At 65.6% G+C, this 13,101-nt stretch carries 12 protein-coding genes; 5 read left to right on the top strand and 7 right to left on the bottom strand.

Features of this window, described 5'->3' with window-relative positions:
• Window positions 1-45 precede the first annotated feature (45 nt).
• The gene (locus ACSHT2_RS16265; RefSeq protein WP_440642445.1) at window positions 46-1,068 is read right to left on the bottom strand and encodes a carbon-nitrogen hydrolase family protein; all 1,023 of its coding nucleotides are present in this window, start codon (window positions 1,066-1,068) and stop codon (window positions 46-48) included.
• 136 nt (window positions 1,069-1,204) lie between these two features.
• On the opposite strand from ACSHT2_RS16265, the gene ACSHT2_RS16260 reads away from it, so the two are divergent.
• Entirely contained in the window at window positions 1,205-2,179 is a 975-nt protein-coding gene (locus ACSHT2_RS16260) for a LysR family transcriptional regulator (RefSeq protein WP_440642444.1), read from the top strand.
• A gap of 11 nt (window positions 2,180-2,190) precedes the next feature.
• Here ACSHT2_RS16260 and ACSHT2_RS16255 read toward each other — a convergent pair whose 3' ends face one another.
• Together ACSHT2_RS16255 and ACSHT2_RS16250 are read right to left on the bottom strand one after the other, a co-directional pair.
• Entirely contained in the window at window positions 2,191-3,567 is a 1,377-nt protein-coding gene (locus ACSHT2_RS16255) for a flippase (RefSeq protein ID WP_440642852.1), read from the bottom strand.
• 215 nt (window positions 3,568-3,782) lie between these two features.
• On the bottom strand, window positions 3,783-4,622 hold the full coding sequence (locus tag ACSHT2_RS16250) for a protein-disulfide reductase DsbD domain-containing protein (RefSeq protein ID WP_440642443.1): 840 nt from the start codon (window positions 4,620-4,622) through the stop codon (window positions 3,783-3,785).
• 142 nt (window positions 4,623-4,764) lie between these two features.
• On the opposite strand from ACSHT2_RS16250, the gene ACSHT2_RS16245 reads away from it, so the two are divergent.
• The gene (locus tag ACSHT2_RS16245; RefSeq protein ID WP_440642442.1) at window positions 4,765-5,409 is read left to right on the top strand and encodes a YqgE/AlgH family protein; all 645 of its coding nucleotides are present in this window, start codon (window positions 4,765-4,767) and stop codon (window positions 5,407-5,409) included.
• 210 nt (window positions 5,410-5,619) lie between these two features.
• Here the strand turns inward: ACSHT2_RS16245 and ACSHT2_RS16240 are convergent, their stop codons facing one another.
• Both ACSHT2_RS16240 and ACSHT2_RS16235 read right to left on the bottom strand, forming a co-directional pair.
• The gene (locus tag ACSHT2_RS16240) at window positions 5,620-6,507 is read right to left on the bottom strand and encodes a TauD/TfdA dioxygenase family protein (protein ID WP_440642441.1); all 888 of its coding nucleotides are present in this window, start codon (window positions 6,505-6,507) and stop codon (window positions 5,620-5,622) included.
• A 98-nt stretch (window positions 6,508-6,605) separates the two neighbouring features.
• Window positions 6,606-7,385, bottom strand: a complete 780-nt coding sequence (locus tag ACSHT2_RS16235; RefSeq protein WP_440642440.1) for an SDR family NAD(P)-dependent oxidoreductase — start codon at window positions 7,383-7,385, stop codon at window positions 6,606-6,608.
• A 98-nt stretch (window positions 7,386-7,483) separates the two neighbouring features.
• Between ACSHT2_RS16235 and ACSHT2_RS16230 the strand changes: the two genes are divergently transcribed.
• Window positions 7,484-8,221 (top strand): SDR family NAD(P)-dependent oxidoreductase, encoded by a 738-nt coding sequence (locus tag ACSHT2_RS16230; protein ID WP_440642439.1) that lies wholly within the window; start codon window positions 7,484-7,486, stop codon window positions 8,219-8,221.
• 61 nt (window positions 8,222-8,282) lie between these two features.
• Window positions 8,283-8,651 (top strand): CsbD family protein, encoded by a 369-nt coding sequence (locus ACSHT2_RS16225; RefSeq protein ID WP_271529738.1) that lies wholly within the window; start codon window positions 8,283-8,285, stop codon window positions 8,649-8,651.
• A gap of 78 nt (window positions 8,652-8,729) precedes the next feature.
• Here ACSHT2_RS16225 and ACSHT2_RS16220 read toward each other — a convergent pair whose 3' ends face one another.
• Both ACSHT2_RS16220 and ACSHT2_RS16215 read right to left on the bottom strand, forming a co-directional pair.
• Window positions 8,730-10,442: a DUF459 domain-containing protein gene (locus ACSHT2_RS16220; RefSeq protein WP_440642438.1), complete on the bottom strand. Its 1,713-nt coding sequence runs from the start codon at window positions 10,440-10,442 to the stop codon at window positions 8,730-8,732.
• A 167-nt stretch (window positions 10,443-10,609) separates the two neighbouring features.
• On the bottom strand, window positions 10,610-11,995 hold the full coding sequence (locus ACSHT2_RS16215) for a lytic murein transglycosylase (RefSeq protein ID WP_440642437.1): 1,386 nt from the start codon (window positions 11,993-11,995) through the stop codon (window positions 10,610-10,612).
• Between the two features lie 205 nt (window positions 11,996-12,200).
• On the opposite strand from ACSHT2_RS16215, the gene ACSHT2_RS16210 reads away from it, so the two are divergent.
• Window positions 12,201-13,076, top strand: coding sequence for a UTP--glucose-1-phosphate uridylyltransferase (locus tag ACSHT2_RS16210; protein WP_440642436.1), 876 nt, complete (start codon window positions 12,201-12,203; stop codon window positions 13,074-13,076).
• The last annotated feature ends 25 nt before the right edge of the window (window positions 13,077-13,101 follow it).

Below are 13,101 nucleotides of genomic sequence, written 5' to 3'. Positions count from 1 at the left end.
CACCGCCGGATCGGCCGGTGGATTGCGGTTGGGTACGAGCCGGGCTCACGACCCGGCATCGATGTGATCGCTCTCCGCGTCCGGCTGGGACGCCACGCTTCCGGTGAAGGACACGGGATTGAGCCGGCGGCGGTTGACGCTGAGGTCGAAAATGTCGAATCGGTTGTAGTAGCCGACCACGTCATGAAACTGCTTGGGCTCGACGCAGCGGTTGAGGTCGATCTCGGCGTAGAGGATGCCTTCCTCGTCGCGCAGCGCCTCGCCGATCTGCTCGCCGGTCGGATCGAGGAAGAAGGTTTCCGCGCGCGGTGTCGCGTCGAGCACGGCGGCAGCGGAGGCGTCGCGCGCCACCAGCATGTCGCGCGCCGCCTTGTCGAGCACGCCCGCGGTGACGAGGCCGAACACCTTTGCTTCGAAGCAATGCGCGCTCGCCCGGATCCGGGTCGCTGCTGCGATGTGGTAATTGCCGCCACCGGCCGGCCGGCGAGTCGGCCAAACCGGCGGCCAGCTCGAAATATGAAGCTGCTCACCCTGCGCCATCAGCGAATAGCGTGCCAACGGGTTGGTGTTCTCGCCGCAGATCAGTTGCCCGATCTTGCCGAGCCTGGTGTCGACGACGCGCAGGCCCGCGCCGTCGCCGCCGCTCCAGATCAGCTTCTCGTAGAAGGTCGGCACCAGCTTGCGGTGGTGGTTGAGGATCTCGCCGTCCTCGCCGATCAAGAGGTTGGTATTCCAGATGCAGCCGACGCTCGCGGGCGACTTCTCGCTGATGCCGATCGACACCACGACGCCGAGCGCGCGCGCTTCGTCGCGGATCGCCTTGATCTCGGGGCCGTCGACCAGCACAGACTGATCCGCCATGCGGACGAACAGGTCGTGATTATCGATCGGAGCCCAGAGCGCAGCCCATACCGGGAATGCGGGAATGAACGTCTCGGAGAATGCCACGATCTCGGCGCCGGCGGCGGCTGCCTCACGGATGAGCGAGATTGCCTTCTTTGTGGTCGCCGAGCGGTCGAGAAACACTGGCGCGGCATGGACCGCGGCGGCCTTGAAGCGAGGAAGCATGGCTTTGTCCTTGGTTCAGGACAGGCTAGTGGGGTCCCCGGGGCCCCGATACAGACAATCCTGCAAGACGGCTTGCAGGGGGCGGCAATCCGTCCCACCGTACGTCGCTGGCACAACGCTTGCTGTCTGGTCGGGCATGCAGGAGTTCAACTCACTCGACTGGGACGACCTCAAGATATTCCTTCACGCGGCCCGCGGCGGCAGCCTGGGCAGCGCGGCGAAGCGTCTGCGGGTCGACCAATCCACCATCAGCCGGCGGATCGCGCATCTCGAATGCGCGCTCGGCGCGACGTTGTTCGAGCGTTCACCGCAGGGGTTGCGTGTCAACGAAGCCGGCGAGCGCCTGCGCTGTCACGCCGAGCGGATCGAGAGCGCCGTCATAGCGATGCATCAGGACGTGCAGCGCGGCGGCAGCCGGATGGCGGGCCGCGTCCGGCTCGCGACAATGGAAGGTATCGCCTCGCTCTATCTCGCATTCCGCTTCGCACCGCTGCGGCAACGCTATCCCGATCTCACCGTCGAGCTCCTGACCTCCCCGCAGGCGGTCTCGGTCAATCGCCGTGAGGCCGATCTCTTCCTGAGCTTCTTCCGTCCGCCGGGACAGGGCATGGTGTCCGAGCGGCTCGGGAGCTTTCAGCTCGCCCTCTACGGTTCACAAGGTTATCTCGCACGCGAGGGCATGCCCGAACGGCCCGCGGACCTCGCGCGCCACAGCTTCGTCACCTATATCGACGATTTGATCCAGCTAGACTCGGTGCGCTGGCTCGACGACATCATCCGCAATCCTCCGGTCAGCTTTCACTCCAACAGCATGATCGCGCAGATGAACGCCGCGGCCGGCGGCATCGGCCTGGTGCTGCTGCCGAGCTTTGCGGTGGCTGGCCGCAGCGATCTGGTTCCAGTGTTGCATGGGAGGATGTCAACGACGCGCGAGGTCTGGATCAACGTCCACAGCGACCTCCAGTTCGTGCCGCGCATCCGGGCCGTCTCGAGCTATCTCAAGGCGATGTTCAAGTCCGACCCACTGATGCAGGCGGATACGTCAGGCCGTAAGATGCTCGACGCGCTGCTGGTGGCGGATGCCGCGGTCGTCGCATTTCAGAGCGGCTGAAGGCGCGACGGCTAAGCCGTGCGGCGGCCGAACGCCAGCACGTGCAGGCCGAGCCGCTGTCGCACGATCCAGAACAACAGCACCGTCTCGAAGCTGAGCGAGATCGAGGTTGCGGCCGCGGCGCCGTGGCCGCCATAGCGCGGCACCAGCGCAATGCAGAGCACGAGGTTCATCACGAAGGCCAGTGCATAGGCCAGCGCGCAGATCTTCTGCTGCCCGAGCATGTTGAGCAGGCGCTCCACCGGCCCGATCGCGGAGCGCACCACGAGCCCGATCGCGGCGACGAACATGATGTCGTAGCCGACCACGAATTGCGGCCCGAACAGCCACAACAGCGGCTTGCCGAGCGCCAGCAGCACGATGGTCGCGGCCAGCGACGGCCAGAACGTCCAGTTGATGGCATGCGCCACATAGGCCGAGAGGCGCGCCTTGTCTCCGAGCGCATTGTACTCCGCAAATCGATGCGCCGTCGTGGCCGACATCGCGTAGTGGATGAACGAGACCAGCGCCAGCGTCTTCACGACAGCGAAATAGACGCCGACCTCGTCCGAGGGGCGGAATTGCTGCAGCACCAGCACGTCGGTGTAGGACAAGAGCATGTAGAAGCTCTCGACCAGCAGGATCGGTAGTGAGATGGCGAGCCAGCCCCTGATGTCGTAGGCCTTGGGGCCCGGCCCGATGTGATCGGCGAGCTTGCGGTTGAGCGCCAGCATCTGCCCGGTCATCGCGATCCACACTGCACCTGCGCTCGCGACCATCGCGGCGACCGCGCCGAGATGATAGCCAAGCAGGAAGGCCGCGGCCGTGAGGCCGATGATCAGCGCCTGGCGGATGATGAATTGCGGCATCAATCCGAGCTGCATCCAGTCATGCGAGCGCGCGATGCCGTCCTGAGTGTTGGCGACGACGAAAGCAGGAAGCGTCATGCAGCCGATATAGAGCGGCAGCTCCTCGGCCGGATCGATCCAGGGCGACAGCAGCTTGACGATGCCGGCAAGCGCGAGCGAGGCCAGCGAGGAGACGGCAAAGGTCAGCCAACGGCTGCCGGAGAGAAAGCCGCGCAGCAGCGCTTGCTCGCCGCTGGTGCGGTACTCCGGGATGATCTTTTGCGCCGAGGCGGAGATGCCGAAATCCATCATGCTGCCGAGCAGCAGCACCCAGGTCCAGACATAGACATAGATGCCGTAGTCGGACGTGCCCATCCAGCGCGCAAGCAGAACCTGCGAGACATAGGCGAGACCCGCGCTGATCACGCGGATGATAAAGATGGTGCCGGCGAGCCGCCGCGTCAGCGACGCCTCGCTCGATCCGCCCGTCAGCTTGGCCCGCAGCCGCGCGATCAGTCCGGCCGATGCGGTCGTTGCGGGTTGTGCGTCCATCACGGCCACGTCGAACAGTCCCCAGGCGTGCCGCAAGCTGCGGCATGCCTGGGAACTAGCAACCATTCGTTAAGATTCGGTTGGGTGAAGACGCTATTGCCCCACTCTCAGCTGTCGTCCCGGACTGGCGCTGCGCTTGTCCGGGACGACAGCTGAATGTGGAGCGCGAGCCGAGCAACTCACCCGTTGCCGCCCGGACTGTCGCCACGAGCGAGAGCGTCGGCTCACTCCAGATTCGTATTGAACTCGTACGCCTTCTCCGGTCCGACCAGCGTGAACTTCAGCGCCGCACCATCCGGCTTGGCGCCCGGCGGCAGCCCGTCGAGCTCGAAAGAAAACCGCGTCACCCCAGGCGGGCCGTGCGGCACCGGCGCCGGAATCGGCAGCGCCCAATCGGGCGTCGGCCCTTCCACGAACAGATTGACGTTGCGGCTGTCCGGCGTCACCACGTCGACCACCACATTCTTGGGCCCGTCACGCTTGGCGTCGCGGATGGTAAGCGGATTGGGGTCGCCGATATTGGCGGGCTTGGGCACGGTGTCGAGCGCGGCCCGCAAGTTCGCATCCTCGGTCGAGGCGACGCTGTTGAAGCCGAGCTCGGCGCTGGCCTCGACCGGAATGCAGAGCTTCTCGCAGACCGCGTAATTGATCTCGGCGCGCAAGGTCACGGGCTTGTCGGCCGCCTTGGCGACGATGCGCAAGGGCAGCACGATCTGGTTGTGGTAGCCGATCGAATGGCCGCCCGCGCCGTCGTCGAATTTCAGCGGCGCCGGCCACATGATCGTCACCGCCTCGACATTCTCGGACTTCGAGAAGTCGAACCGCGGTGGAACGCCGGAATCGCCGGGTGTGCGCCAGTAGGTCTTCCAGCCGGGCTGGAGCTGGAACGCGATACCGCCAAGCAGGACCGCGCCGCTGCGCGATCCCGCCAACAGCCGCACCGCGGAATGTCCGTCGCGCTGCCACGGCGAAGCGTCATCGGCGCGTGCTACGATGGCCAACGACGACGCAAGCAGGGTTGTCGCGACGCCAATCGCCGCACGCAGGGGAACTCTTGTCAGCATGGCACGTCTTTACAGGGTCGGCCCAGGGCAAACCATTGAATTGCTTGTGATGGATGCACTTGAATCAAGTCGGAGCAAGGCTTGATTTGACAGCCGCCCGGCCCGACATCAGGATAGGAATTGAAACCGGAGTGCTTCACCGATGGCTCCCACAGGCAAGAGGACGGGCGAAAGCACCCGCAGCTCGGGCCCCGCACTGCCCAATTCGGCCGGTTATCTCGACGGCCGGCTCCTGATTGCGATGCCCGTGATGGGCGATTCCCGGTTCGAGCGGTCGGTGATCTATCTCTGCGCCCATTCGGCCGAGGGAGCGATGGGCATCATCGTGAACCACCCCGCCGGCAGCATCGACTTCCCCGAGCTGTTGCAGCAGCTCGGCATTATCAAGAAGGGCGAGCACATCAAGCTGCCGGAGAATGCCGAAAGCATGAAGGTGCTGCGGGGCGGACCGGTCGACACCGGCCGCGGCTTCGTGCTGCATTCCAGCGACTTCTACATCGAGAACGCGACGCTGCGGATCGATGACGGCGTCTGCCTCACCGCGACCGTCGACATCCTGCGCGCGATCGCCCACGGCTCCGGTCCCAAGCACGCCATTCTCGCGCTCGGCTATGCCGGCTGGGCGCCGGGACAGCTTGAGACCGAGATCCAGAGCAACGGCTGGTTGCATTGCGATGCGGATGCGGATCTGATTTTCGGCGACGACGTCGACGACAAATACAACCGCGCTTTGCAGAAGATCGGCGTCGATCCCGGCATGCTCTCGAACGAGGCCGGGCACGCGTAGCCGCTATAGCCGCACTCGCGACATCCTCCGGTGTCGTGCGTCATCCTCTGCTGTCGTCCCGGACAAGCGCGCGCAGATCCGGGACCCATACTCCCAGGGCGATGTTCGAGGCAGGCCGGTCACTGCAAGTCTTCGCCAAACCACGTCCTGTGGTTATGTGTCACGGATCTGCGCTTCGCACATCCGGGACGACAGCGGAATGTGGCGCCTCTACTCCGCCGCCTGCTGCTGCACCGTCGGCTCGGTTCCTGCCACCGTCGCCCGGCGCATGTCGCGGGGCTGGGACTGGTCGTAGCGGCGGACGCGGTGCATGGTCTGGCGGTTGTCCCACATCACGAGGTCATGCAGCTTCCATTTGTGGACATAGACGAATTCCGGCTGCGTCGCATGCTCGTTCAGGTCGCGCAGCAGCAAGCGGCCCTCGGGCACGCTCATGCCGACGACCTTGCCGGCATGCGACGAAAGATACAGCGATTTGCGGCGATGGACGGGATGGGTCCGCACCAGCCGCTGCAGCACCGGCTTGAACATCTCCTTCTCCTCGTCGGTGTATTCGGTGAAGCCGAGCGATCCCCGCGAATACATCAGCGAGTGCTCGCAGACGAGGTCCTCGATCTCCGCCTTGGTCTCGTCGTCGAGTGCGTCATAGGCCGCGCGCATGTCGGCGAATTCGGTGTTGCCGCCCTTCGGGTTCACCACGCGCGCCGACAGCAGCGAGAATTTTGCCGGGATGGGACGGAACGAGCTGTCGGAGTGCCAGAGGCAGTTGCCGAGGTTGAACAGATGCGTGCGGCTGTCCTTCGCCAGCGGCTTGCCGTCCTTGCCGAGATTGGAGACGTCGTTCAGGCCGGATTGCAGCCGGTAGTCTTTCGCCTTGGTCACGGTGCCGCCGCGCGCGTCCTCGCGCCGGCCGAAATTCAGCGCGAAGGCCATCTGCTGCTCGTCGTTGATATCCTGGTCGTGGAAAACCAGAACCGCATATTTGTCCATGGCCGCCTCGACCTGGCGCGCTTCATCCGGTGTGAGAGGCTTTCGCAAGTCGAGGCCGGAAACCTCGCCGACAAAATGCTTCTGAAGCTGCCGGATGGCGATCGTCATGACGTTCTCTCCCGCGGGTCGCGAGCGGTTACCCCCGCTCTGTTGACGAAAAAGCTACTCCCGCGTCAGTCGTTGTCAACGCTTCGAGCGCATGGCTCTCACGCGTTGCGCGCCATCAGGCCACCATCGACCGGGATCACCGCGCCCGTGAGGAACGACGCCGCCGGCAGGCACAGGCTCAGCGTCATATGCGCGACCTCCTCGGGGTCGCCGTAGCGGCCGAGTGCGGTGCGGCGCTTGGCGTAGATGGTCTTGTGCTCCTCGGAAATGCGGTCGGTGATGGCGGTGCGGATCGGCCCGGGGCAGATGCAGTTGACGGTGATGCCCTCGCGGCCGAGCTCCACCGCCAGCGAGCGGGTGAGGCTCGCAACGCCACCCTTCGCTGCCGAATATGGGCTGTGCAATGCGGTGGCCCCGAGCGCTTCGGTCGAGGCGATGTTGACGATGCGCGGGCTCTTCGACTTGCGCAAATGGGGCAGCGCAGCGCGGATGATGCGCGGATGCGCCGTCAGCATCACGGCGATGCCCTTGGCCCAGGCGTCCTCATAGGCCTCATCGTCGATCGCGACACGCACGGAGATGCCGGCATTGTTCACGACGATGTCGATTGCCCCGAAATGCGCGGCGACATCGCCGACCACGCGCTTGATCTCGCCGCCGTCGGCGACGTCGAGCTTCCACGCCCTTGCTGAGCCGCCGCTCGCCGCAATTTCCCTGGCGACAGCATGCGCGCCTTGCTCGTCGAAATCCGTGACGGCCACGTTCGCGCCCTCGGCGGCGAACACACGCGCGGTCGCGCGCCCCATGCCGCTGGCCGCGCCGGTGACGAGAACCGTGAGGCCCTTCACGGACCGGCTGAGCTCCCTGGAGTCGGACATGCTGTTTTCCTCGCGCCGTGCTTGTTCTTGTTGTGATTGACAAGGCTGGCATCGATCCGCAGACAGGTCAAACAAGCAAGACGAAAGGGGAGGCCGCGATGGCGAACGAACTCGATTTCTCGGGCAAGCAGGTGCTGGTGGTCGGCGGTTCCAGCGGCATCGGCAACGGCATCGCGCAGGCTTTTCGCGCGAGAGGCGCGCATGTCGCGGTTTGCGGCACGCGTGCTCGGCCTGCGGAATATTCCATCGAGGCAGGCTCCGATCTCACGGGCCTCGCCTATGCCCAGCTCGACGTCGGCAATGCCGGAGCGGTCGAGGCGTTCACGCCGTCCTTCGACAGGCTCGACGTACTCGTGCTCGCGCAGGGCGCGGTGCTCTATCGCCGCGGCGAGTTCGAGATGGCCGGCTTTCGCAAGGTGGTCGAGGTCAACCTGATGAGCCTGATGGCCTGCGCGACGCGCTTTCATTCCATGTTGCGGGATTCCAAGGGTTCGCTGATCATCGTGTCCTCGACCGCGGCCTATCATTCCACCATGGGCAATCCCGCCTACAACGCGTCGAAGACCGGCGCGGTCGGATTGACGCGGACGCTGGGCGAGGCGTGGGCCGAGGACGGCATCCGCGTCAACGGCATCGCGCCGGGGCTCGTCGACACCAAGATGACGAAGGTGACGACCGACAATCCGAAGCGGCTCGAAGGCGCGCTCGCGCGCATCCCGCTGCGGCGATTGGGCACGCCGGCCGACATGGCGGGCGCGGCGCTGTTCCTGGCCTCGCCGCTGTCGTCCTACATCATCGGCCAGACGCTGGTCGTCGACGGCGGGCTCATTCTCTAGTCCCGTGGAACTGCACTGCTTCTGATCGGTTACTTGGGTTGACCCCCCGAGGAGGAGCAACATGGATACGGATCGGATTGTTGGATCGGCCAAGGAATATGCCGGACGCGCGGAAGGCGCGATCGGAGACGTCGCAGGCGATGCGAAGACGCAGGCGTCGGGCAAGGCACGGGAAGCTGCAGGCACGGTGCAGAATCTCTACGGCCAGGCCAAGGATGCGGTGCGTGATGCCACGGACACCGCCGCGAGCTACGCCAAGGACGCCTACGAGAACAGCGGCGAGACCTTCCGCGACGGCTCGAAGGCGATCGCGCAGAAGGTGCAGGACAACCCGCTCGGCGCGCTGCTGGTCGCCGGCGGCATCGGTTTCGCGCTGGCGCTCCTGATGTCGCGACCCGCGCGCCGCCCGCCGCCGCGTTGGCGCTATTAATTTAGGGCCGAGCAATACCGCGTCGTTCCGGGGCTCGCGTTGCGCGCGTCCTGGAACGACATCTCAAATCAACACAGATTACCGGAATATCTCCGCCGATCGCCCGACGTTGGCAGGCGGGCGCGGAATCCCTGGATTGGAATTCGGATTGCGCGGCCCTGGGGCCGGCGTCCATTGCCGCGGCTGCGGAGAGCCGAAGCCGAAGAAATCCCGGACTGCGGGCGTTGCCTGGGCCGGCTGTTGCGGCGGGACCTGCGGCTTCTTCGGCGCGAGCTTCGGCGGCGCGATCACCGCGGCCGCTCCCGGCGAACGTTGAGCCGCACCGCCGTCGGGCGTCGTTGCGGCCATTGGCGTGTCGCCCTTGGCCTGCTCGCGGCCGACCTCCCGATGCGGCCAGGCATAATCGTCGGCGCGGCCGGCCGGAGCCGCCAGCGGTTCACCCTTCACCATGGTCTTGGCCGCGAGCGCATCGACGGCAGCTGGACGCGTACCCGGCCCACCCAGCAATTGATCGGTCGAGATCGAGGCCGCAACCAGCGGCACGATCGGCCCTGCCAGCGGCCGCGGCGCCGGCTTGCCCGGCTCGGCGCTGGTATCGGGGGTAGCGGGCTCGCTCGGCAGCGCGATCGGGCCGAAGCGTCCCGCAAGCAGGCGCGTGATCTCGCGCTCGACATAGTGCGCGAGCTTGCGCGCGCCGGCCTTGGTGAAATAGACGCCGTCGGAGCTGCGGAGCTGACGGATCTGGCCTTCGAAGTCCGGGCCCTTCTGGAGGAAGCGGCCGGCTTCGTCGACAAAGCCGTCCCACACGTCGACATAGGTGATGCCGGCCTTGGCCGCGCCCTCACGGTACAGCGAATCCAGGAACAGCGTGTCCGCGGTGCCCTTCGGTCCGCGAACTGCGGGCAGGCCGACCCAGAGCACGGGCACGCCCTTGGACTTGAGGAGGTTGGCGAGCTCCTCGATCTTCTTGCCGTAGTGCTCGACCCAGCGGTCGTCGCGGAATTCGTAGAGGCCGTTCGGGTTGCGCGCGGTCTTCTCCGGCGCGGCCGCAGGCGTGTCTGCATTGTCGGCGTCGTCCTGCGGCAGGTCGACATCGGCAGGCTTGTCGTCGGGCTTGGCGGCGGTATCGGTGCCGCTGGGCTTGGCGTCGCCGGGCTTGGTGTCACCCGGCTTTGCTTGCGGCTTGGCGCGCGCACCCTTGTCGTTCTTCTTGTCCTTGTCAGAGGCCTTGTCCGGCTTCTCGGCGGCGGGCTCGCGGATCGCGATGCGGTCGTTGAGGCCGAGCATGACGACGATCACGTCGGGCTTTTCGGTCTCGAGAATGCCCCTGGCCGCCGCCGCCCAGTCCGCGGGCTCACCCTTCGGCTGATACTTGATGAGGCCGGACGTGGTCTTGTGCTTGCGGATCACGCCCATGTCGGGCTGCTCGCTGTAGGCGTCTTCCAGGCCATAGGCGAGCCAGTCGGCCATGGCATCGCCGATCACCAGCACGTTCTTCTCAGGGATGGTGTCGCGCTTGGCCGGCCCCGGTGCGCGCGAAAAATCCTGGCGCGGCGCCTGCGGCTGTTGCTGATGGTACGGTGCGAAGAAGTCGCCGCCGAACCATCCGCCGCCACCTCCGCCCCGTGGCGGGGGTGGCGCCGCGCGCTGCGGCGGGCCGCCGAAACCGGGGAAGTTGAAGAATTGCGCCGAGGCAGGTCCTGCGACCGAGACCAGGATCGCAAGCGCCGTCCCCAGCGCGATCAGCGGGCCGGTCTCGGTCAGCGCCTTGAACAGGGACTTCTTCGACATGCGATCACGGGCACGCGCAAGGGGATTTGGAAGTAGCTCAATATAATAACGGAATCAGGCCGCAAACGGGCAATTCTCTTTGCAGATTCTTCTCCATACGCCGGGGAGCAGCCGCTGGCGTCAAGGTGCCTGCCAAAATCCGCCTCAGGGTCACTTTCGGCGCGATTTTACCGCCCGCGCAGCCGGTCCAGCACGTCCGATGAGGCAAACCCGTCGGCGGGCACCCCGATCGAGGCCTGGAAGTGGCGCAGGGCTTCCCGGGTCTGACCGCCGAACTGGCCGTCCGGGGTGCCCTTGTAGAAGCCGCGCTGGGCCAGCAGCTGCTGCAGTTCCAGCCGCTCGGTGCGCGCCAACTCCCGCTCCTGGCGGGGCCAGGGCTGCACGAAGGGCTGCCCCCCGCGCAGGCGGTCGGCGAAATGGCCGATCGCCAGCGCATAGGCCTCGGCCGGGTTGTACTTCATGATGACGCGGTAATTCTGCAGCATCAGGAAGCCCGGTCCTTGCGCGCCGGCCGGTGCCAGCAGATAGGCTTTCTCCGCCGTGCGCGGGAAGGGCTGGCCGGTCGCCCGCTTCAGCCCAAGCTTCTCCCATTGCGCGATCGTCATCGCCTTGGCGCGGTCGGCCAGCATGTAGTTGAAGCCCTGGGGCACCACGACCTCGTAGCCCCAGGTCTGGCCGGGCTGCCAGCCGTCCTTCTTCAGGTTGTTGGCGGTGGAGGCGATCAGGTCGGTGGGATTGTCGACGACGTCGCGCCTGCCGTCACCGTCGCCGTCGACCGCAAAGCGCTTGAACGCGGTCGGCATGAACTGCGTCGGGCCGAAGGCGCCGGCCCAGGAGCCGCGCAGCTGCTCAGGCCTGAGATCGCCGCGGTTGAGGATCTCCAGCGCGGAGAGGAACTCGTCCTTGAAATAGGCCTGGCGGCGGCCGATGCAGGCGAGCGTCGCGGTCGATTGCAGCACGCTGCGGTCGCCCATCTGCGTCGAGTAATTGGACTCGATGCCCCAGATCGAGGCGATGATGTAGCGGTCGACGCCGGTGGCCTTTTCGGTGGCGTCGAACTGCGCCTTGTACTTGGCGAGAATTTCGCGGCCCCTGGCGAGGCGGTTGTCGTTCACCAGGATGTCGAGATAGTCCCAGATCGACTTGGTGAATTCCGGCTGCGAGTCCATCAGGTCCATGATGCGCAGGTCAGGACCAAGGCCTGCGGTGAAGCGCTGAAAATTCTCCTGCGTGATGCCGCGCCGTGCGGCATCGGGCCACATCGCGGCGACGCAATTGCTGAAATTGCCCGCGGCCTCGCGGATCGCGGCGGCCGTCATCAGCGGATGGCCCGAGGCGCCGTCCTCGCCGCTCCAGGGTTGCGCGCCGCCGGGGCCGGGCGGCGCTTGCGAAGGTGCCGGATTGGAGCCGGAAAAGATCCCGCCGAACAGGTTGGACAGGCCGTTCTGCGCCTGGGCGTGCGCGCAGGCCGGCAGCAGCGAAGCGGCAGCAACCATCGCTGCGCCGGTCAGAAATCCCGCCCGTTTTGCCAGCCCTGCCATCGTTTGCATCATGTCCCACCCGTCGGCCTGAAAAAATCCGCCACAGGAGGCCCGGTTAGCGTTGCCAATAGCTTAACAAAGGTGAAATTTTGGTGACGGCCTTTTTCTTAACTCTGTCGGGGCGAGGCCCCACATCCGCCTTTGTTGCCGGCTGCAAACAGGCTAGCAAGATGACATTGCTCCCGTCACATGTGTCTCCAGGTATTCGATCGATCACATGAGAATTCGCAAAGCTGTATTCCCCGTCGCCGGCCTCGGCACCCGCGTCCTGCCTGCCACCAAGGCGATGCCGAAGGAAATGTTGACCATCGTCGACAAGCCGCTGATCCAGTACGTCTATGACGAGGCGAAGGAAGCTGGTATCGAGCACTTCATCTTCGTCACCGGCCGTAACAAAAGCGTCATCGAGGATCATTTCGACCGCATGTTCGAACTCGACACGACGCTGGCCGCGCGCGGCAAGAAGGCCGAGCAGGACGTCCTGGCGCAGAACCAGCCGGAGGCCGGCGCCGTCAGCTTCACCCGCCAGCAGGCGCCGCTCGGCCTCGGCCACGCCGTCTGGTGCGCACGCGACATCGTCGGCAACGAGCCGTTCGCCGTGGTGCTGCCCGACGAACTCGTGCTCAACACGCCCGGCTGCCTGAAGCAGATGATCGAGATGGCATCCTCGCTTGGCGAGAAATCCAATCTGATCGCGGTCGAGGCGGTGCCCGATCACCTGACCCATCAATACGGCATCTGCGGCGTCGGCAAGCGCAACGGCAAGATGTTCGAGGTCGACGGCATGGTCGAGAAGCCGGCCAAGGGCACGGCGCCCTCCAATCTCTCGATCACCGGCCGCTACATCCTTCAGCCGGAGATCTTCAAGATCCTGGAAACCCAGGAGCGCGGCGCCGGCGGCGAGATCCAGCTCACCGACGCCATGATCGGGCTTGCCAAGACGCAGAAATTCTTCGGCGTCGAGTTCGAGGGCGAGCGCCATGATTGCGGCTCCAAGCCCGGCTTCCTGCGCGCCAACATCGCCTACGGCATGAAGCGCCCGGAATTGCGCGACGGACTGATCGCCGAGATGAAGAAGTATCTGGGGCAATAGCGCCGGATTCTCGGCACCGAACCCT

It is taken from the genome of Bradyrhizobium sp. PUT101 (assembly GCF_052043945.1).
GTDB lineage: Bacteria > Pseudomonadota > Alphaproteobacteria > Rhizobiales > Xanthobacteraceae > Bradyrhizobium.
This window is presented reverse-complemented; position numbering and strand designations above follow the sequence as displayed.